Below are 20802 nucleotides of genomic sequence, written 5' to 3'. Positions count from 1 at the left end.
CCAAGGAGAGTCTTGCCATGTCACTTACCCCACTGCCGCAGATCCGCCTACCTGCCACAACTGGCGAACGCCCCTACAGCACCCGGGTGCTGGACCGCGAGATCACGTTCGCCAGCCTCAAGGCGGTGCTCGGCGCCGCCGACATCAGTAAGGCCGGCGACCGCGTAGCGGGGCTTGCAGCCGTGGATGAAATCACCCGCGAGGGCGCACGCAAGGTGCTCTCAGAACTGACCCTGGCTCACTATTTCGAGCACCCGCTGACTGACCGCCACGGCCAGATCGACAGCGTCATGCAGGTCAACTATGACATCGACCACGAGGTCTTCAGAGAGATCGCCGAACTGCCCCTGGGCGGCCTGAAAGATCGCCTGCTGCGCAGCCACGGCACTGAAATACGCCGCATCGGCACGGCGCTGACCGGGGTGATGGTGGCGGCCCTGGCCAAGCTGCTGGATGTGCATGAACTGATCCTGCTGTCGAAAAAGCTCAAGAGCGGCGCCGCAGCCAAGGCCCGGACCCTGGTAGGCCTGCCCGGAACCCTATCGTCGCGACTGCAGCCCAACCACCCCACCGACAACCTCAGCGGCATCACCCTGCTGGTCTACACCGGCCTGAGCATGGGCTCGGGCGACGCCTTGATCGGGCTCAACCCGGCCATCGACACCGTGGACAACATCAGCGCCACCCTGCGCCACCTGGACAAACTGCGCCGGGAAACCGGAGCGCCGACGCAGATCTGCGTGCTCTCCCACATCAAGACCCAACTGGCCTGCCTCGACCAGGGAGCGCCGGTGGAAATCATGTTCCAGAGCCTGGCGGGCACCGAACGCACCCTGACCGACGAATTCGACGTCACCGTGCAACTGCTGGACCTGGCCTGGCAGGCCATGGCCGAACGCGGTCCATTGCGGGACGTGGCGGAAAACTTCATGTACTTCGAGACCGGCCAGGGCAGCGAGCTGACCTATGGCAAGCACGAAGGCATCGACATGACCACCTGTGAAGCCCTGTGCTATGGGCTGGCGCGGCGCTACCGGCCGTACATGGTGAACAACGTCACCGGTTTCATCGGTCCGGAAACCCACCTCGACAACTTCGAGATGACCTATTCCTGCCTGCAGGACCAGTTCATGGGCAAGCTGCTGGGGTTGCCCATGGGCATGGCGCCCTGCTACACCCTGCACTCGCAAGTGACCCTCGAAGGCCAGCAGATGGCCACCGAGTTGCTGACTGCCGCCGGGGCCAACTTCTTCATGGACGTGTACCTGAGCACCGACCGCATGCTCGCCTACTTCGACACCAGCGCCCACGACAACCAGACCCTGCGCGAGGTCCACGACCTGGCCCCGGCCCCGGAGTACCTGCGCTGGGCGCTGGGCAAGGGAATTTTCCAGGAAGACGCCCACGGCAACGTGGAGCGCGGGCCGAACTGGGGCAACCCGCGGATCTTCTGCGAATCGGAGATCGACTTCCAGCGCCTGCTGGAGTCCACTCCGGCCACCTATGGCTTCGACAACGCCGGGCCGCGCCCGGCCAACAGCGTGTCGCGCACGGTACGGGCCAACCTGGCGGTGGCCCGGGAGGCGATCTACGTCGACCTGCGCCCCACCGAGATCGGCGCCATCCCCCTGCGCGAGCTGCGCACCGCGGCCCCGGACAAGCTGGCCCACCTGCAGGACCCGGAACTGGGGGCACGGCTCACCGAAGAAGTGCTGCGTCACCTGCAACCGGAATACAACGACGTGCAGATCGTGATCTCCGACGGCCTCAGCGCCGAGGCCATCCATCACAACATTCCCGAATTGCTACCGGTGCTGCTGGACGGCCTGCGCAGCCGCGAACTGCGTATCGGCCAGCCGATCCTCGCGCCCTACGGCCGGGTCAAGCTGGCAGAGTCAGTGGGTGAGGCCCTGCAACCGCAATTGATCATCGTACTGATTGGCGAACGGCCCGGCGGCGATGCCCTGGCCTCACGGAGCATGTCCGCCTACCTGGGCTACCGCCTGCCGGACGACAAGGCGCGCCAGGCCGCCGCGCAGTTCAGCGGCAACCCGCAGATCCGCTACGAATACACAGTGATCTCGAACATCTACAGCGGTGGCCTGCCACCGTTGGAAGGCGGCAGTGTGGTGGCGGAAAAGGCCTTTGCCATCCTTCACCACCGGGCCGCCGGCAATCGTCTGGAAAATCTGCTGAAGAAGGTGGCATCCTGATGATCCGCCAGCATTCGGCAACGCCCCTACATCGTTGAAACGGAGACTGAGATGGCCCAATTTTCCCACAGCGTAGGTTCTCAGACCTATCGCTTCGACAGCCTCAAGGAAGTCATGGCCAAGGCCAGTCCGGCCCGCTCCGGAGACTTTCTGGCCGGGGTCGCCGCCCTCAACGACGGCGAGCGAGTCGCTGCGCAGATGACTCTGGCGGATATCCCCCTCAAGCACTTTCTCGAGGAAGTGCTGATCCCCTACGAGTCCGACGAAGTCACCCGGCTGATCATCGACAGCCATGACAAAAGTGCCTTCGCGACCGTCAGCCATCTCACGGTTGGCGGCTTTCGCGACTGGTTGCTCAGCGACGCGGCCGACGAGCAGAGCCTACGGGAGCTGGCCCCGGGCCTGACGCCGGAAATGGCCGCTGCGGTATCGAAGATCATGCGGGTGCAGGACTTGGTGCTGGTGGCGCAAAAGATCCGCGTGGTGACCCAGTTCCGCGGCACCATGGGCCTGCGCGGGCGGCTCTCCACCCGCCTGCAGCCCAACCATCCCACCGACGAACCGGCGGGCATCGCCGCGAGCATTCTCGACGGCCTGCTGTACGGCAACGGCGACGCCATGATCGGCATCAACCCGGCTACCGACAGCATCGCCTCGATCTGCGCCATGCTGGAAATGCTCGACGCCATTATCCAGCGCTACGAGATCCCGACCCAGGCCTGCGTGCTGACCCACGTCACCACCTCGATCGAGGCGATCAACCGTGGCGTGCCTCTGGACCTGGTGTTCCAGTCGATTGCCGGCACCGAAGCGGCCAACGCCAGCTTCGGCATCAACCTCAACGTGCTCAAGGAAGGTTACGAAGCGGGCCTGAGCCTGAACCGCGGCACCCTGGGCAACAACCTGATGTACTTCGAAACCGGCCAAGGCAGTGCCCTGTCGGCCAACGCGCACTTCGGCATCGACCAACAGACCTGTGAAACCCGCGCCTATGCGGTGGCTCGGCACTTCAAGCCTTTTCTGGTGAACACCGTGGTCGGCTTCATCGGCCCCGAGTATCTGTACAACGGCAAGCAGATCATCCGCGCCGGCCTGGAAGACCACTTCTGCGGCAAGCTGCTGGGCGTACCCATGGGCTGCGACATCTGCTACACCAACCACGCCGAGGCCGACCAGGACGACATGGATACCTTGCTGACCCTGCTGGGGGTGGCCGGGATCAACTTCATCATGGGCATCCCGGGTTCCGACGACATCATGCTCAACTACCAGACCACCTCCTTCCACGACGCGCTCTACGCTCGCCAGACCCTTGGCCTGAAACCTGCTCCCGAATTCGAGCAATGGCTGGCCAGGACCGGGATCTTCACCCAGGCCGACGGCAAGGTGCATTTCGGCAACAATCTGCCGCCGGCTTTCCGCCAGGCACTGGCACAGCTGGGATAAGGAGCAGGCTCATGCAAAAACACCCGACCGATTCGCAAAACCCCTGGCTGGAACTGCGCCGCCTGACCCCAGCGCGCATTGCCCTGGGCCGCACCGGCACCAGCCTGCCGACCGGCGCCCAACTGGACTTCCAGTACGCCCACGCCCAAGCCCGGGACGCCGTGCACCTGCCCTTCGACCATGCCGGACTTAGCACGCAATTGGCGGAACGCGGCCGTGACAGCCTGCTGCTGCACAGCGCCGCCAGCGATCGCCACAGCTACCTGCAACGCCCTGATCTGGGGCGCCGACTCAGTGACACGTCGGCACAGGCTCTGCGTGACTACGCCAGCGCCCATCCCGGCGGCGTGGACCTGGCAGTGGTGGTGGCCGACGGCCTTTCGGCCCTGGCGGTGCATCGCCATACCTTGCCGTTTCTGGCGCGCATGGAAGAGCAGACCGCCGCTGAAGGCTGGTCGTTGTCGCCAGTAGTCCTGGTGGAACAAGGCCGAGTAGCGGTGGCCGACGAGGTAGGCCAACTGCTGGGCGCAAAAATGACCGTGATCCTGATCGGCGAACGCCCTGGTCTCAGTTCCCCTGACAGCCTGGGGCTGTACTTCACCTACCAGCCAAAAGTCGGCCTTACCGACGCCTATCGCAACTGCATCTCCAATGTGCGCCTGGAAGGTCTGAGCTACGGCATGGCCGCCCACCGCCTGCTGTACCTCATGCGCGAAGCCTGCCGCCGGCAATTATCGGGGGTGAACCTCAAGGACGAAGCACAAATCCAGACACTGGACAGCGACTCGCCTGCGGATATGAAGGGCAACTTCCTCCTGGGTCCACCTCAAACGTGATTTTGCGAGACGATTGCGCTTTTTCGCCGCTTTGGGCAGCATCGGAACACGGCTGCCCGAGTCATCCACCCCGCGCCGTCACATCCACTTGAAGTTGAGAGCCACCATGCGGATTACTCAAGCAACCCTCGAGCACCTGGATCTGTTGACCCCGCTATTCGTCAAATACCGCGAATTCTATGGCGCCCTGCCCTATCCGGACTCGTCCCGGAGCTTTCTGGAAAAGCGTTTGCGCCGCAAGGAATCGGTGATTTACCTGGCCCTGGCCGATGATGACAACAACAAACTACTGGGCTTTTGCCAGCTGTACCCAAGCTTCTCTTCCCTGTCCCTCAAGCGCGTATGGATTCTCAACGACATCTATGTCGCCGAAGACGCTCGCCGCCAGTTGGTGGCCGACAACCTGATGCGCACCGCGAAGAAGATGGCCAAGGACACCAACGCCGTTCGTTTGCGAGTGTCCACTAGTAGCAACAACGAAGTGGCGCGAAAAACCTATGAGTCCATCGGTTTTCGCGAAGACACCGAGTTCAAGAACTACGTCTTGCCCCTCAGCGACGACTGACCCGACAGACCGCGGCCTCAGGGCCGCTTTGTCATTTCCGGCCTTTCTGTGACGGCCCTCTGTACCATCTATCGGCGATCTCTCAAGCCGAAATGCCCCGCTACAATCTGAACACGCATTTCACCTACCAGCCTTTATAATGCCGACCTTTTCGGATCGTAAGAGAAGCTACATATCCCTGTAGTCCCTTGCCCCGAGCTATCGCACAGGCCTGTCGAGTCAGGCTGTCACCACAGGTGCCCCAATGGATTTCAACCCGATCGACTTAATCCTTCATCTCGACGTTTATCTCGACATGTTGGTGAACAATTACGGGCCATGGATCTACGCCATCCTGTTTCTGGTGATTTTCTGTGAAACCGGCCTGGTGGTGACACCGTTTCTTCCCGGCGACTCCTTGCTGTTCATTGCCGGTGCGGTAGCGGCAGGCGGCGGCATGGATCCGGTGCTACTGGGCGGCTTGCTGATGCTGGCGGCGATCCTTGGCGACAGCACCAACTACGTGATTGGACGAACGGCAGGAGAACGCCTGTTCAGCAACCCCAACTCGAAGATCTTCCGCCGCGACTACCTGGAAAAAACCCACGAATTCTATGAAAAGCACGGTGGCAAGACCGTGACCCTGGCGCGCTTCCTGCCAATCATCCGTACCTTCGCACCCTTCGTCGCCGGTGTGGCCCGAATGCCCTATCCGCGCTTCTTCACCTTCAGTGTGGTTGGCACTATCCTCTGGGTCGGCGGCCTGGTGACCCTGGGTTACTTCTTCGGTAACGTCCCGTTCATCAAGAAGAACCTCTCGCTGCTGGTGGTGGCCATCATCCTGTTGTCCCTGGTACCGATGATCATTGGCGTATTGCGCAGCCGCTTCGGTCGCAGCGCTGAAAAAGCCGAAAACCGCTAAACGGCATGTGGTCCCTCAGCAATTGGCGCCGCAAGCGCCGGCTGGCCAAGCATCCGGTCAGCGATGAAACCTGGCAGCGGGTGCGCCAGCACCTGCCCTTCCTCGACGGCATCAGCGCTGCCGAGGACCAGTGGCTGCGGGAAGCCAGCGTGCTGTTTCTCGATGACAAGCACCTCACCGCCTTGCCCGGGGTCGAACTGCATCAGGAACAACGCCTGCTGCTGGCGGCCCAGGCGCAATTGCCACTGCTGCACCTGGGAGACCTGAACTGGTATCAGGGCTTTCATGAAATCATCCTCTACCCCGACGACTTCCTCAGCCCCCAGCGCCATCGCGATGCCAGCGGCATCGAACACGAATGGAACGGCGAGCACAGCGGCGAAGCCTGGCAACAAGGCCCGATCATCCTCGCCTGGCCTGGAGTCCTGGCCAGCGGCGGCTGGGAAGCCTACAACCTGGTGATCCACGAACTGGCCCACAAACTGGACATGCTCAACGGCGACGCCAATGGCCTGCCGCCATTACACAGTGACATGCGCGTCAGCGATTGGGCCCAGGTGATGCAGAGCGCCTACGACGACCTCAATCGTCAGCTCGACCATGACCCGGATGCAGAAACCGCCATAGATCCCTACGCAGCAGAAAACCCGGCCGAATTCTTCGCCGTCACCAGCGAATACTTCTTCAGCGCCCCGGATTTGCTGGTAGCGGCTTATCCGAAAGTCTATGCACAGCTGCGGCTGTTTTATCGGCAGAATCCATTGGCCCGATTGCAGCAACTTCAAACTGAAGATCCGGTCTATCAAACGCACCACTAATGTCCTGTCGCGCGATTACGTTGTTCTTCTGAAGGTGGGTTACACGACAACTACCCGCCTGCCGACCGATGGCAAAACCGCCGGTCGCGCAGCCAGGCCGAACACGCCTGCAAGACAGTACAACCAAGGTCCTACGACCCTTGGCACGTAGCATCGGTAGCGGAGTGTGTCTATAATCGCCGCCACTTTTTGGTCAATCCGGCCAAGTCATTTGGTCAACTAACGGGGGCAACGCCCAATGAGCTACAGCAAGATTCCGGCGGGCAAAGACCTGCCGAACGACATCTACGTCGCTATCGAAATCCCGGCCAACCACGCGCCGATCAAGTACGAAATCGACAAAGACAGCGATTGCCTGTTCGTTGACCGTTTCATGGCCACCCCAATGTTCTACCCGGCCAACTACGGCTTCATCCCCAACACCCTGGCTGACGACGGCGACCCCCTCGACGTGCTGGTCGTGACCCCTTACCCAGTGACTCCAGGCTCAGTAATCCGCGCCCGTCCAGTGGGTATCCTGAACATGACCGACGACGGCGGCGGCGATGCCAAAGTGATCGCGGTACCACACGACAAGCTGTCCCAGCTGTACGTCGACGTGAAGGAATACACCGACCTGCCGCCACTGCTGCTGGAACAGATCAAGCACTTCTTCGAGAACTACAAAGACCTCGAAAAAGGCAAGTGGGTGAAGATCGACGGTTGGGGCAATGCCGATGCAGCCCGCGCCGAGATCCTGAAGTCGGTTGCCGCCTATAAAGGCTAAGCAGCAGCGGTAAGCTTCGAGCAACAAGCTTCAAGAAAAAGCCCCGAGTGATCGGGGCTTTTTTGTTCCTGCAGCTTTCACCCTTTACCGTAGGAGCCGGCTTGCCAGCGAACCTCACGCATCCAGCAACAAATTCCCCGCACTTTCTGCCGCTTCAAAGCCTCTGGATCGCGCTTCGCACTGGGAATTCCCGACAAAAATGCGTATGCTGCGCCCCACATTTGCGCATCGACCCTCCCTGCGGTCAGATCGCCCGACGAAGCGGATGATTTTCTCGCCCAGTCCCACAGCCAGCCGCAAGAGCTGGGTGTACGTTTTGAAGGCTGGTGCGGTTTACCAAAAATGAACCAAGCCAGTCCCCGAGAAGCCGGCCACAAGCCGGCTTTTTAATTTCACAAAAATAATCCCTTCGCGTATAAAAAACCTACAACCTATTGGCCCCTTGCGTTTGGTATCTTTTCCAGACGGAGGAAACGCTCACGCTCAAATCTCCACTCAATACTCCATAAGGTGCTTGAAGCGTGCGAAGACACCAGAGCAATCTATTATTCCGGGACGGTGCGGTTTAAGCTTTCCCGAGGCACGAACAGACAACGGCGCTTAGATCGTGTCGTTTTTTTGCACCGAAACGTCGTCAAGGGCTTACCAGATAAGCTTTCGCTCTCCTTCCACCTGTACTCTCATCAGAAGGTCGATAGCGTTAACCATCTAATTAAAAATTCTTGACATTTTTGGCAAGAAAATACAGCGATCAACGATTGGGAATTTCAGAGATAAGGCCCGTGCACAGGGGCTCTCGTGGATAGAGTTAGAGCACGGCTGTAGCAACTGAGCACGACAGTCGGATTTTATAGAGCATTTTGATATATGAGAACATAACAAGAGAATGATACGAGACACCCAGAGAGCCACTATAAGGCCATCTTGACTTGCCTTGGGTTCAAGGAAATACTCATGATGCTATTGATTTTGAAGCTTAATACTGTACAAATCCAAAGAAAGGCCAGCACTAGGAAGTGCTTCTTGCGTCCTCGAGAATCTTCTTATGAGTTACAGAGAAATTAGCTATGCCCAAGGAAAGATCACGCATCTATGCGCTCCGCCTCAGCTTTGAGTTATTGCCATGCGGAGCTCACACTGCAATATGAATGCAGCAAACCGGAAGGCATCAATTAGCCATTATTACCAGAAAAAGAAAATAATACATTTTGTGTTTTATTCGTAAAAAATACCCAGTTGATTCAAGCCACATATACGCAATCATCTAGCAGAAAGCCATATAATCAAAGGAAAGCCACCCGCACCAAACCGAAATGCTCAAAGTTTACTGCTGCCAGCTACAGAGGCCATGAAAGCTCATGAGCGAAGAGTGGTGAAGCACCACAAAACACCGCGCTCAACCATGCCGTCGTAAGTATCTATAATGACGAGTCTCTCAAAGAAGATTATAGTGACTCATCATTACTCAGAGATTTTACACATGCCTTCCGAGCTGCCAGTGATCAGAGCCCATCAAAATCTATGGGCTCCTTTAAAGTAAGAAACATTAATGGCAAGAGTAATAAAATCACAACGTTTCTACAGCGGCACAACGTAGATCTGAGTTCTTTAATAAATCTTAGCTCTTTATAAAGTAGACTTGAGAATCAAAGATACAGCCACATTGAATTCTCCTCTACATATTGTAGCATGTACTTTTAAGGAAATAAAATCGCGATGAAATCTAGACTCTCAGAGATATTTTTTGAACTAAAAAACAGTCGAAATATACTTTATCAACTAGTAACCCAACAACTAATACTACGTTATCGCCGCACTACACTTGGATACCTATGGACATTGATCAATCCTCTACTAATGATGTCCATCATGGCTATTGTGTTCTCAACTTTATTTAAGTCCGACCTGAAGTCATTTGCGGTCTTCCTATTTGCGGGAATGATTCCATGGACTTTTTTTAACTCGGTAGTAGTGCAAGCTGGCTCTTCCTTCATAAGCAATGAAGGCTTGATCAGAAAAATATATCTGCCAAAAATCATTTTCCCCGCAAGCATTTGCTTTGCATTACTTATCGACAGCGCGCTCTCCTTTGTTGCTCTATTTTCAATCGTTATTATCAGTGGAGGATCTTTAACCTGGACAGCTTTCTTTATTCCAGCTGCCTTCATATTACTGTTTTTCTTTGCGTTTGGTATCGCATTAATCATGTCAGTTTTGACAGTCTACTTTCGTGACATACAACATGTTGTGGTCATCGCGATGCAAGGGATGTTTTTTCTATCGCCAATCTTATACAAGAAAGACTTATTGACTGGTTCCATCGGATGGATTGTTGCCCTCAATCCATTCAACCCATTCATTGACCTATTCCGAGCACCATTGTATGAAGCTACACTACCTAGTCTCCAGATAGTTACACAGGCACTATGCTTAGCACTGATATCGATGATCTGTGGGCTTCTCGTTTTTTCTCGACAAGAGAAAAAAATAATCTTTAGGTTATAACTAATCATGACCAGCATAGTCGTAGAAAATCTTTATATCGATTTTCGAATTTATCACAATCACTCTCCATCACTGAAAGAATACTTTGCACATATTCTAAAAAGAAACCAAAAACCAAGTTATTCAAAATTTTCAGCCGTTAACGGGGTTTCCTTCAGAATAAATTCAGGCGAAAGAGTAGGTATTATTGGCCATAATGGAGCCGGTAAAAGCACCCTATTAAAGGCCATATGTAAAATATACCAACCGGAAAACGGAAAAATTTCTGTAAGTGGTAAAATTGCGCCTCTTATTGAAATTGGCGCTGGCTTTCATCCCGAGTTTACCGGACGCGAAAATATTTATTTAAATGGTTCAATTTTAGGATACGCAAAATCTCAGATTAAAAAAATCGAACCTGAAATAATAGCATTTGCTGAGCTTGAAAAATTCATTGACACTCCTGTTAAATATTACTCAACAGGGATGTATATGCGCCTAGCATTCTCTCTCGCTACTGCGATGCATCCAGACATATTAGTACTTGATGAGATTTTTGCTGGTGGCGATGCCGCGTTTTTGACTAAAGCAAGAGCAAGGATGCACAACATGATAAACAACGCCAATATAATGATAATGGTTTCACATGATCACAACTTAGTAAAAACTCTCTGCAACAGAGTTATTTGGATGGATCACGGAAAAATAATCGCAGATGGTGAGCCAGAAGCAATCGTAAACAAGTATATTAAGGGCAATAAACATGACTAACCCAAAAAGAGTATTGCTTGTTGGGAGCAGTTTCAGTGCATCGCCTATATTTTTTGCGCTAAAAAGGCTTGACCTTCATGTATCTGTTTGTGGAAGCTTAAAAACAGATCCATGCCATCAATATGCAGACGAATCCTTCTACATTGACTACTCCAAACCAGAAGATCTATTAATACTGGTTGGAGAGCAAAAATTTGACTATATCGTACCCAGTTGTAATGATTATGCTTATATGTCTTGCGCATTTGTAGCAGAACAGTATGGCTATTCAGGCTTTGATAAACTAGATATCGCAAGCACACTTCATAATAAAAGCAAATTTCGCGAAGCAGCAGAGAAGTTCTCTATCTCAGCGCCTAAATTTATGCGAATCAAAGAAAGACAGAATCTAGATATCGGCGACATGAAATTTCCTTTATTAGTAAAACCTGTCGATAGCTTTAGCGGGCGAGGAATGACTAAGATTTCAGACTTTTCAAGTCTTCAACAAGCAGTACTCCATGCAGTTGATGAATCTCGCTCTGGAGAAGTTGTTCTCGAAGAGTTCATTGATGGTGCCCTACATAGCCATTCAGCCTTTATCGAAGATAAAGAAATTGCACTCGATTTCTTTGCTGATGAGTTTTGTACGATGTACCCATATCAAGTTAATTGCTCAAACCACCCTTCCGGGCTTTCTGAGAGGACTCGGTCAGCTGTACGAGAGGAGGTGATGCGATTAATAAACAGTCTTGAACTGAATAATGGCCTATTACATACACAGTTTATTGTGAGTGGAGAGACGGTATGGATCATCGAGTGTATGAGACGGTGCCCTGGTGACTTGTATGGTTCAATGATTGAACTTTCCACCGGAGTAAATTACGCTGATTTATATATTCGCTCCTTTATCGAGCAAAGACTTCCCCCAAATACCCCCATATACAAACACAAATATTTCGGTCGTCATACAGTGTCCAGAAATAGCCCCCTTATAAACTTTTCGTTCTCTAACAAGATCCCATCAGTTCGTGTTGAGATAGTCCCTCTTAAAGGAAGCGGTGAGAGGTTAAAGGAGGCCCCTTTTGACAAGCTTGCTATTATTTTTGCTGAGTTCAATGACCAAAACTCAATGCTGACGGTCACTCCAAACTTTGCAGATTTAATCGATATCACGGAATTAGGATGTCAAGCATGAACAAGATAAACCTTGAATCACTCAATACCAGAAAACTTAAAGTTGGATTTTTGGGCGGTGGTTTCGAATCAGCTGTTGGAAGAGCTCATCGTGCTGCGATTGAGATGGACCAACGCTTTGAATTGGTATCTGGTTGCTTTAGCAGAAAACCCGAAGTTAGCAAGTCAACAGCATTGAAATACTGCATTGATCTTGATCGCTCGTACTCAGACATTGATCATTTTTTATCGAGCGAAGCAAGTCAACTCGACGCAGTTGTGATAATGACCCCACAGGATCAACATAGCAAACATGTTATGCGCTGCCTAGAAGCAGATTTGCCTGTCATCTGCGAGAAAGCTTTGGTGGGTTCTGTCGAAGAAGCACTTTTAATTCAGAGAAAACTACTATCTTCTCAAGGTTTTCTTGCCGTCACATACAACTATACCGGCTTCCCTATACTCCGTGAACTAAGATACATGATTAAGCACGGAAAATTGGGAAAAATACAGCAAGTCCAAATCGAAATGCCGCAAGAGGGTTTCGCAAGACTAGGGGCGAACGGCCAACCAATTACGCCACAAGACTGGAGGCTACAGGATAATAAAGTCCCAACACTCTCTCTAGATCTAGGTGTTCATATCCATATGATGATCCGCTTCCTTACTGGCGAGCAGCCACTAGAGGTAGTATCAACCTCCAAGTCATATGGTAACTTCAATCAAGTTACAGATAGTATTTCCTGCATAAGTAATTACTCTAACGACATATCATGCAGTATCTGGTATAGCAAATCGGCGTTAGGTTATAGAAATGGCCTAAAGGTGAGAATTTTTGGAAGCAAAGGTTCCGCAGAGTGGGTACAAGAAGACTCCGAACATCTCAATATATCGGACAACTCCGGGAATCGCCTTCTGGTTGATCGCGCAAGTAATAATATAAGCGTAGCCAATCACTTACGTTACACCCGGTTTAAGGCAGGCCATCCTGCCGGTTTTATAGAGGCATTTGCAAACTACTATTACGACGTGGCAGATGCGCTTAAATATTACTTACTTAAAAAGAATAGCGTCGCTCAAGAGTATGTTTTCGGTATTGAAGAATCCCTAGAAGGGCTACGAATGCTGGAAGCAATATCAAAATCCTCCTCGAATAAACGTTGGGAAGAGATAGTATGACCCTCTTGATTTTAAAAAATGAACATCTAGCAGCCGACGAAAAAAACGCCCGCGCTTTTTGTTTCGACTTTTATAATAGCACCACTAGTAAAAAATATGTTCTAGGTCGAAATATATACACCGACAGCTTATTAACAGAAGTTAACCTGGATGGAATCATAGATGACTACACAACAGATGTTGAATATCTTGGCTGCCCTATAGTAAAGCTTGTCGACATACCAAAAGATTCATTAGTTCTCAACGTGGCTGGGGGGCGTCCTTTATCCGCCAAGCGACGGCTGGATGAATCCAATCTACGAAATCTTGATTATTTTACATTTTACAGATACTCCGGCGCTTCATTGCCTTCTATGCGCTTCAATGAAGGTTTCAAAGAGGAGTTTATTGAAAATATAAATAATTACGAGTGGATCTACAAACTTCTCTGCGATGAAGAGTCAAAGGATTCATTCAAAAAACTAGTGAGCTTCAGATTTGATTACGATATCAAACACTTAGAAGGCTTTTCTTGGAGGGAAGACCTTCAGTATTTTGAAGAGTTCTTAAAATTGCAAGAGAAAGGAGAGGTTTTCATAGATGTAGGCGGGTTTAATGGCTATACCAGTCTTGAGTTCATTAAGAGATGCCCTAACTACAAGTCGATTCACGTATTTGAACCTGAACCTAGCAACTATCAAGACTGCCTAGATAGCCTCAAAGGGCGTGCTAAAATTCATGTGCACAATCTCGGGTTATCTAATACCAAAGCTGAGTTAAAAATCGATGTGCAGGGTTCTGCCTCAAGCGTCTCTGAGTACGGGACAGTAACCATAAACGTGGATAAGTTGGATAACGTGCTGAACGACCCCCCCTCACTCATAAAGATTGACATAGAGGGAGAGGAACTTTCAGCTCTAGAGGGGGCGCGCCAGACTATCTACAATAATCATCCACGCCTAGCCATTAGTGTTTATCATAAACCCGGAGACTTCTGGAGAATACCAGATTTTATACTATCTATTCGTAACGACTATGAAATTTATATGCGTCACTATACAGAATCCATATATGAGACAGTAATGTTTTTCATTCCAAAATCAAACACGTTGGCGGCCGATAATGTCTATAATTAATTGTAAACTCATTGAGTTACCAAAAATTACGGACCAACGAGGCAACTTGACATTTATAGAGTCAGGGCGTCACATTCCTTTTGATATCAAACGAACTTATTATCTTTACGATGTACCTGGTGGTGCCAGTCGTGCGGCTCACGGTCATCGAAACCTACATCAACTTATGATTTCTATTTCTGGAAGTTTTGATGTCACGTTAGATGATGGTCACGAGAAGAAAACTTTTCATTTGAATCGCTCTTACTATGGGTTGTACATCCCTCCTATGATGTGGAGAGATTTAGACAACTTTTCATCAGCTGCAGTATGCATGGTTTTGGCATCTGATTTCTATGATGAAAGTGACTATTTCAGAAATTACGAAGACTTCCTCCAGGCGACTCTAGAGAAAAAATCATGAAAGTTCCATTCCTCGATTTAAAGCTGGTCAATGATGTGACAAAAAGCGAAATGAGCACCGCATTCAATCGTGTTATAGAGTCGGGCTGGTACATTCAAGGTAAAGAGCTAGAGGCTTTTGAGTCGGAGTTTTCAGCTTATTGCAAGACGGAATACTGCATTGGTGTTGGTACGGGGCTGGACGCGATTCATTTACTACTCGTTGCTTACGGTATCGGCCCTGGCGACGAAGTTATTGTGCCCTCAAATACATTTATCGCGACATGGTTAGCAGTCTCTCGCACTGGCGCCACTCCTGTCGCAGTTGAGCCAGACTTACAAACCTATAACATCTCTGCAGAGTCTATCGAAGCGGCTATTACACCTTCAACAGCAGCAATTATACCTGTTCACCTTTATGGACAGCCTGCAGATATGGGGGCAATAAATACCATCGCTAAAAAATACAAACTACTAGTCATCGAAGATGCCGCTCAATCTCAGGGAGCATTGTATCGGGGTCAACCAACTGGAGGCCTCGGGCATTCCGCTGCAACAAGCTTTTATCCAGGGAAGAACTTGGGAGCATTAGGTGACGGTGGTGCAATATTGACCAATGATAGTTCAATTGCCAAAAAGGTAAGGGAGCTTAGAAACTACGGCTCGCCACTAAAATATCAGCATGATTCACTTGGTTACAACTCAAGATTGGATGAAATACAGGCCGCGTTCCTGCGTGTAAAACTGAACGTTCTGGACGCTGCAAACGGAAGCCGCAAGCAGATTGCTCAACGCTATACGGAAGGATTGAAAGGCTCTAACATAATTACACCTTTTGTTCCTGAGTGGGCCAATCCAGTTTGGCATCTATATGTTATACGTACAGCTGATCGGGATCAATTACAAAAATATCTGAAGGAAAACGGAATTGAGACATTGGTACACTATCCAATTCCTCCACACCAACAAAAATGCTATACCAATGAAGTTACTCACACATTACCTATAGCAGAAAAACTTGCTACTGAAGTTCTCAGCCTTCCAATATCACCATCAATGCCGATGGAACATGTCGACTATGTCATTGACAGAATATTGAACTTCAAGTAAAAACAACGCCAGACACTAATAGCAAAATCAACACAAACACTATCAACCACCTCAGAGAAAAGAACATTATATATATGAGTATTTATTTAGACCAATCGCCACAATTTTAAACAAGGAAAAGCTTCCAAAAATGGAGCCTTATATTTAATAAGGCATATAACTCCATATGACTTCTTAAGCAGTATCTACATTCGCCACCACTCGACTTACGCTTAGGGAGAGCTATAGATTGGTCAATCATATTATTAATCCACTAAGAGCTCTGCCGCTGAGTATATACCGGAGACTCCGGAACTATACTCTCGCACTTTACTACTGGACAAAAGCTACTGTGCTCAAGGTAATTGGATACTCAAAAGCGCTATTACTCAAGATTCTCTGGTGTTTCAGGTCAATTAGCCTGATAACCTTCTGGCGTTTCAGATCAATTAGCCTGATAACCTTCTGGCGGTTACGTTCCACTGCGCTTAAAGCATTCTGGTTTTCAAGGCTGATCGCATTGAAAATATATTGGAGGCTTCGCAGCCTACCCTACCTCATAAAAGCAGAAGCAAAAAAACACTTTTATTCTTACCTTTTTAAATACAAATTCTTCAAGTCCACCAGGGAGCTTATAAGACACGCCTCAAGTTTAATACATAAATCAAGAGCAAGAATAATACATGGTTTAAAAGCTAAAAAATACAAATTACTAAGCCGCTCTAATTTTATAAAGTTACACCCTTCAAAAACCATAGAATTCCATAACCATAGTACGCTGGATATTGCTGGACCACGATTTATCGGCGCTTATAACTTTACGCCTATTGGAGACAAAACAGTAAAGTTAGAACAACCGAAACTTGACGCAATATTTATTGAAAAGGCTATTGTCATGGGAGGCACGAACTACATAATAATTAGTGACACAATCGTGCACCCCGATCAGTACATACCAGCTCGCGACGTTTGTCCTGCCGAGTTAAATGGTATTGCAATGCTAGACGTAAGTGAACAGACTATCTCATTATATACGGGAAACACTCGAAACATAAAAAAAGCAATTTCACTACTTGGCTGCTGCACAGGTAATTATGCTCATTGGCTTACAGAAACCTTACCTAAATTGCTGTTCATAGATTCTCTGGAAGATTTTAATGACTACCCACTATTGGTGGACAGCTGGATTCATAAAAACTTTATTGACTCTATAAATTTAATCAAAAAAACTGATCGAGAATTGATCCGTGTTCGTAGGTGGGAGTCAATAAAAGTTGAACATCTAATTGACATTTCACCGACAGCCTACGTCCCCCCAGAATATCGATTTTTCCATGAAAATAAAAAACTCCCTCTCCCATGCTCAAACGACTTCCCTTTTTCAAAAATAGCCCTCAACTTATTGAAAACCAATGCCTTTCAAACTCTTAAAATCGAGAACTCTGAAAAACATACCAAGCTTTTTTTACACCGTTCAAAAGACACTTGCGGCAATACAAGACATGTAAGAAATATCGATGCTGTAGAAAAAACAATAAAATCCTATGGCTATATATTTTTGGATCCAGCCAAACTTAGCTTCAATGAGCAAGTTACTGTTTTCAGCACTGCGTCACATATAGTCTCGCCTCTTGGGGCAGCTCTATCCAACATGATTTTCGCACCAGTCGGCTGCAAAGTCCTGGGGCTCTCTCCTTATTATGAAAATGCGAACTATTACTACTTTTCCAATTTCATGGGAGCCCTCGGACACCAACTATATTACGTTTTGGGCCATCAGGTTAGTGAAGCCGGACACCTACTTCATAGAGACTATGAAGTAGATATAGCCGCATTAAAAGTAGCGCTAGACTTAATCAACCAAGACTAAGCGAGCAATTGAATGAAGCCCCAAAAAACCCTATTAGTTATATATCGTAGATATCTAGCAAAATACTTACTGTCTAGGATTTTAAAAGAAATCGCTGTCAGCATGTATCGACTTTCTCATCGTCTGCATAGCTTTATTAAACACATCCCTGAATCCGGGACATATTCACTAGTAGGACTATCATCTACTCCCGACAACTCATTTACAAAAAGAACCCTCATTGCCTTCGAAGAAAAAATTGATATACCTGCTCCTATTTTTTCAGGGTACTTATCAACAGCTGCAATAGAGTCTAATGTTCAAATAGAAATAAGCGCTCCTCGCCTGGAGATATTCAAACTATCTGACGCAATGGTTGTTGGAAAACTAGATATTGTCTTTAATGGTCAAGTGGCTATTCACCATGACCTTTTTGATGCAGGAAGCCATGAAACACCTTCGGAGAATTTTGGTATAACTTCAATAAACAGGACAACAAGCAAAATCAAGCTCTACTTAACTATCAAACCAAGTAGCGTTAATAATGCAGTTAGCTTGTTAGGCCAGTGCAGCGAAAACTACGCTCACTGGCTAACAGAAACACTACCCAAACTCGCATTATTGGATGCTACAGGCAAGTATAAAAACTTCCCTTTAATTGTAGATGCAAACCTACACCCAAATATATATGAATCACTCAGATTAACAAATAAAAATCATCGAGATATCATTAAAGTCGGAGCTTGGAATCCATTACGTGTAAAAAATTTAATTTTGGTTTCTCAGCCTGGGTATGAGCGCTACAACCATCATGACATTTACTCTAAAGAACCCCCGCCCTATATTAATAGGTTCTCAGGCAAAGCATTACATACTCTTAGAGACAGCCTGTGTTCTACGCTCGAATCTATAGGTAATCCAGGGAATGAGTGGGTATACCTTGCCCGCAGCCAGAAAAGTGGCAACATCCGCCATATCAAAAATATTATCGAAATTGAATCAATGATAGCCGCTAAGGGTATAAAAAAAATAACATCAGACTCAATGACTTTCTCTGAACAAATAGCTGCATGTTTTTATGCGAAAGTCATCATTGCTCCTATAGGAGCTTCTTTATCGAACATGATATTTTGCCGCCCTGGCTGTAAAATCATCGCGCTAGCGCCTTATTATCAAGATGCCAGTTATTTTTATTATTCAAATCTCAGCGGAGTGCTAGGCCATGAGCTATATTATGTCTTAGGCCCGCAGAGCGATACCGATCTGCACCCGATCCATCGAAACTACCACATTGATATAAACAATTTTGATGAAACACTTAATAAGGTAATTTCTAGTGAATGTTAAAGGTAGCCCTGATACTCCTCTACAGAAAACCATATTGACGGAAGGTACAGATTACGAATCGCAATGCGATGTTATAATTGTCAACTACAATGCCGGCGCACTACTTACCGACGCGGTATCATCTTCCTTTGAAGCAGGCGCAGCAAAGATAATAGTCGTAGATAATGCCTCAACTGACGAAAGCATTAAAAATCTAAAAAAAACAGTTAACTCTTCTCGCCTCTTGATTATTAAAAACCCAAAGAATGTCGGTTTTGCCAAGGCATGCAATATTGGCACGAACATATCATCAGCACAGAAAATTCTTTTTTTAAATCCCGACTGTATCATAGCAAAACACTCATTAGAGTTAATGATCAAAACTCTTGAATCAGAGAGTAATATCGGAATGGTTGGCGGTTTTCTTGTCAACCCCGACGGTTCAGAGCAGCCGGGAGGCCGTAGAGTTTTTCCAACACCAAAACGAGCGTTCATGCGAGCATTTGGTTTATCAAAGTTCGCTAAATTCTTCCCAGAAACCCTGTCAGACTTCTTACTACATTTGGAACCTTTGCCAGAGGGACCAGTAGCTGTTGAAGCTATATCAGGAGCCTGCATGCTGGTTAAACGCGAATCTATCGACTCTGTTGGCTTATGGGACGAAAATTACTTTCTGCACTGTGAGGACTTAGACTGGTGCATGCGTTTCAAACTTTCGGGGCTTAAGGTTATGTTCGTCCCTAATGCAAAAGTAGTCCACGCATGGGGCGCTTGCAGCCGCAGTAGACCGTTTTTTGTGGAGTGGCATAAGCACCATGGCATGCTTCGCTTCTATAAGAAATTTTTCCGTAGTAAGTATACTGGCTTACTTTGGTGGTCAGTTGTATTTGGAGTTTGGTTTAGATTTTCTTTGATGGTAGGCTACTATGCCACGAGAACTGCTCTTATCAGATCGGGTGTTAAACGTGGATAATCTACATATAGGACTGTTAGGTGCACGCAGTTCGCTAGGTTCCTCTTTAATCTCAATACTAACGCATTCAAACTTACGAGTATACGCGTTTACACGACAAGAAGTACCGAATACAGACCCCCTTGTTAAATGGATGGCACTCCCTTTATCTCCCGTGACCCACGGATCTGAAAATATAAAAAATTGGATCTGCGTTGCTCCAATTTGGGTATTGGCAGACAACTTATCGACTTTGAAGGCTTTTGGTATGCGCCGTGTAGTTACTCTATCATCCACAAGCCGCTTCACTAAAATTTCTTCATCTGCCCCCGAAGATCAATATATCGCTCGCAGGATAGAGGAGGCTGAACTGAAAGTCAGGAGTTGGTCAGAAGAACACCACATTGAATGGACAATACTACGCCCCACACTGATTTATGGTGATGGCAGGGATAAGAATATTGTAGAGATTGCCCGCTTCATCCAGAGATTTAGTTTTTTCCCGATTTTTGGGACAGCAAAAGGACTTCGACAACCTGTACATGTTCATGATGTAGCATGGGCTTGTGTCGCAGCAATGAACACCCCTAGCGCCACCAACAAATCCTATAATATCTCAGGAAGTGAAGTGCTGCCATACCGAGAGATGGTTAAGCGTATTTTCTTACATCTTAATCGCCCGGTGCGCTTATTGCCTATCCCATTATTTTTTTTCAAATTATCTGTCATATTGATCCGTCTGCTCCCTAGATATCGTCACTGGAACAGCGCTATGGCTAAACGAATGGAAATTGATATGTTTTTTGATCATGAAGATGCAATGCATGATTTTGGATTCAAACCGCGATCATTTATCTTGAGCCCAAATGATCTCCCACCACAAGACATATAAATTTAGAACTCTTCAACATTGTCGAGATGCAGAGTTTAAAGTTACAGCCAACAACTTGGCATCC

18 protein-coding genes are annotated in these 20802 nt (G+C 48.6%); all 18 read left to right on the top strand.

Translation table 11 applies throughout. The annotated features are described in order from the left end of the window. The first annotated feature begins 17 nt into the window (after nucleotides 1-17). Entirely contained in the window at nucleotides 18-2213 is a 2196-nt protein-coding gene (locus GV818_RS11680) for an ethanolamine ammonia-lyase (protein ID WP_161776621.1), read from the top strand. A 51-nt stretch (nucleotides 2214-2264) separates the two neighbouring features. Next, complete coding sequence (locus GV818_RS11675) at nucleotides 2265-3659, top strand: ethanolamine ammonia-lyase subunit EutB (RefSeq protein WP_161756555.1); 1395 nt, start codon at nucleotides 2265-2267, stop codon at nucleotides 3657-3659. Between the two features lie 11 nt (nucleotides 3660-3670). After that, nucleotides 3671-4495, top strand: a complete 825-nt coding sequence (gene eutC, locus GV818_RS11670; protein ID WP_161756556.1) for an ethanolamine ammonia-lyase subunit EutC — start codon at nucleotides 3671-3673, stop codon at nucleotides 4493-4495. Between the two features lie 106 nt (nucleotides 4496-4601). After that, on the top strand, nucleotides 4602-5060 hold the full coding sequence (locus tag GV818_RS11665; RefSeq protein ID WP_161756557.1) for a GNAT family N-acetyltransferase: 459 nt from the start codon (nucleotides 4602-4604) through the stop codon (nucleotides 5058-5060). A 244-nt stretch (nucleotides 5061-5304) separates the two neighbouring features. After that, complete coding sequence (locus GV818_RS11660; RefSeq protein WP_161756558.1) at nucleotides 5305-5961, top strand: DedA family protein; 657 nt, start codon at nucleotides 5305-5307, stop codon at nucleotides 5959-5961. 5 nt (nucleotides 5962-5966) lie between these two features. Further along, complete coding sequence (locus GV818_RS11655; RefSeq protein WP_161776620.1) at nucleotides 5967-6779, top strand: zinc-dependent peptidase; 813 nt, start codon at nucleotides 5967-5969, stop codon at nucleotides 6777-6779. A gap of 238 nt (nucleotides 6780-7017) precedes the next feature. Continuing rightward, the gene (gene ppa / locus GV818_RS11650) at nucleotides 7018-7545 is read left to right on the top strand and encodes an inorganic diphosphatase (RefSeq protein ID WP_003219382.1); all 528 of its coding nucleotides are present in this window, start codon (nucleotides 7018-7020) and stop codon (nucleotides 7543-7545) included. A gap of 1716 nt (nucleotides 7546-9261) precedes the next feature. Then, nucleotides 9262-10050 (top strand): ABC transporter permease, encoded by a 789-nt coding sequence (locus GV818_RS11645; protein ID WP_161776619.1) that lies wholly within the window; start codon nucleotides 9262-9264, stop codon nucleotides 10048-10050. A 6-nt stretch (nucleotides 10051-10056) separates the two neighbouring features. Further along, nucleotides 10057-10800, top strand: a complete 744-nt coding sequence (locus GV818_RS11640) for an ABC transporter ATP-binding protein (protein WP_161776618.1) — start codon at nucleotides 10057-10059, stop codon at nucleotides 10798-10800. Next, the gene (locus tag GV818_RS11635; protein WP_161776617.1) at nucleotides 10793-11977 is read left to right on the top strand and encodes an ATP-grasp domain-containing protein; all 1185 of its coding nucleotides are present in this window, start codon (nucleotides 10793-10795) and stop codon (nucleotides 11975-11977) included. The genes GV818_RS11640 and GV818_RS11635 overlap by 8 nt, the downstream gene beginning before the upstream one ends. Then, complete coding sequence (locus tag GV818_RS11630; RefSeq protein ID WP_178124862.1) at nucleotides 11974-13134, top strand: Gfo/Idh/MocA family protein; 1161 nt, start codon at nucleotides 11974-11976, stop codon at nucleotides 13132-13134. The genes GV818_RS11635 and GV818_RS11630 overlap by 4 nt, the downstream gene beginning before the upstream one ends. Then, entirely contained in the window at nucleotides 13131-14249 is a 1119-nt protein-coding gene (locus GV818_RS11625) for an FkbM family methyltransferase (protein ID WP_161776615.1), read from the top strand. The genes GV818_RS11630 and GV818_RS11625 overlap by 4 nt, the downstream gene beginning before the upstream one ends. Next, a complete protein-coding gene (locus GV818_RS11620; protein WP_161776614.1) occupies nucleotides 14236-14652 on the top strand; it encodes a sugar 3,4-ketoisomerase in 417 nt (138 codons plus the stop codon). The genes GV818_RS11625 and GV818_RS11620 overlap by 14 nt, the downstream gene beginning before the upstream one ends. Further along, nucleotides 14649-15740 (top strand): DegT/DnrJ/EryC1/StrS family aminotransferase, encoded by a 1092-nt coding sequence (locus GV818_RS11615; RefSeq protein WP_161776613.1) that lies wholly within the window; start codon nucleotides 14649-14651, stop codon nucleotides 15738-15740. Before GV818_RS11620 ends, GV818_RS11615 begins: the two co-directional genes overlap by 4 nt. A 229-nt stretch (nucleotides 15741-15969) precedes the next feature. After that, nucleotides 15970-17589: a glycosyltransferase family 61 protein gene (locus GV818_RS11610; RefSeq protein WP_161776612.1), complete on the top strand. Its 1620-nt coding sequence runs from the start codon at nucleotides 15970-15972 to the stop codon at nucleotides 17587-17589. A gap of 12 nt (nucleotides 17590-17601) precedes the next feature. Then, on the top strand, nucleotides 17602-18915 hold the full coding sequence (locus tag GV818_RS11605) for a glycosyltransferase family 61 protein (RefSeq protein WP_161776611.1): 1314 nt from the start codon (nucleotides 17602-17604) through the stop codon (nucleotides 18913-18915). After that, entirely contained in the window at nucleotides 18905-19867 is a 963-nt protein-coding gene (locus tag GV818_RS11600) for a glycosyltransferase family 2 protein (RefSeq protein WP_372242090.1), read from the top strand. The genes GV818_RS11605 and GV818_RS11600 overlap by 11 nt, the downstream gene beginning before the upstream one ends. Beyond that, nucleotides 19821-20738, top strand: a complete 918-nt coding sequence (locus GV818_RS11595; RefSeq protein WP_178124861.1) for an NAD-dependent epimerase/dehydratase family protein — start codon at nucleotides 19821-19823, stop codon at nucleotides 20736-20738. Before GV818_RS11600 ends, GV818_RS11595 begins: the two co-directional genes overlap by 47 nt. The last annotated feature ends 64 nt before the right edge of the window (nucleotides 20739-20802 follow it).

The sequence above is a fragment of the Pseudomonas sp. Fl4BN1 genome, assembly GCF_009908285.1.
Classification (GTDB): Bacteria; Pseudomonadota; Gammaproteobacteria; order Pseudomonadales; family Pseudomonadaceae; genus Aquipseudomonas.
This window is presented reverse-complemented; position numbering and strand designations above follow the sequence as displayed.

Bases quoted from the DNA above. Each gene is read 5' to 3' on its own strand.
- GV818_RS11680 (WP_161776621.1), top strand. From the start codon at position 18: ATGTCACTTACCCCACTGCCGCAGATCCGCCTACCTGCCACAACTGGC.
- GV818_RS11675 (WP_161756555.1), top strand. From the start codon at position 2,265: ATGGCCCAATTTTCCCACAGCGTAGGTTCTCAGACCTATCGCTTCGAC.
- eutC (WP_161756556.1), top strand. From the start codon at position 3,671: ATGCAAAAACACCCGACCGATTCGCAAAACCCCTGGCTGGAACTGCGC.
- GV818_RS11665 (WP_161756557.1), top strand. From the start codon at position 4,602: ATGCGGATTACTCAAGCAACCCTCGAGCACCTGGATCTGTTGACCCCG.
- GV818_RS11660 (WP_161756558.1), top strand. From the start codon at position 5,305: ATGGATTTCAACCCGATCGACTTAATCCTTCATCTCGACGTTTATCTC.
- GV818_RS11655 (WP_161776620.1), top strand. From the start codon at position 5,967: ATGTGGTCCCTCAGCAATTGGCGCCGCAAGCGCCGGCTGGCCAAGCAT.
- ppa (WP_003219382.1), top strand. From the start codon at position 7,018: ATGAGCTACAGCAAGATTCCGGCGGGCAAAGACCTGCCGAACGACATC.
- GV818_RS11645 (WP_161776619.1), top strand. From the start codon at position 9,262: ATGAAATCTAGACTCTCAGAGATATTTTTTGAACTAAAAAACAGTCGA.
- GV818_RS11640 (WP_161776618.1), top strand. From the start codon at position 10,057: ATGACCAGCATAGTCGTAGAAAATCTTTATATCGATTTTCGAATTTAT.
- GV818_RS11635 (WP_161776617.1), top strand. From the start codon at position 10,793: ATGACTAACCCAAAAAGAGTATTGCTTGTTGGGAGCAGTTTCAGTGCA.
- GV818_RS11630 (WP_178124862.1), top strand. From the start codon at position 11,974: ATGAACAAGATAAACCTTGAATCACTCAATACCAGAAAACTTAAAGTT.
- GV818_RS11625 (WP_161776615.1), top strand. From the start codon at position 13,131: ATGACCCTCTTGATTTTAAAAAATGAACATCTAGCAGCCGACGAAAAA.
- GV818_RS11620 (WP_161776614.1), top strand. From the start codon at position 14,236: ATGTCTATAATTAATTGTAAACTCATTGAGTTACCAAAAATTACGGAC.
- GV818_RS11615 (WP_161776613.1), top strand. From the start codon at position 14,649: ATGAAAGTTCCATTCCTCGATTTAAAGCTGGTCAATGATGTGACAAAA.
- GV818_RS11605 (WP_161776611.1), top strand. From the start codon at position 17,602: ATGAAGCCCCAAAAAACCCTATTAGTTATATATCGTAGATATCTAGCA.
- GV818_RS11595 (WP_178124861.1), top strand. From the start codon at position 19,821: ATGCCACGAGAACTGCTCTTATCAGATCGGGTGTTAAACGTGGATAAT.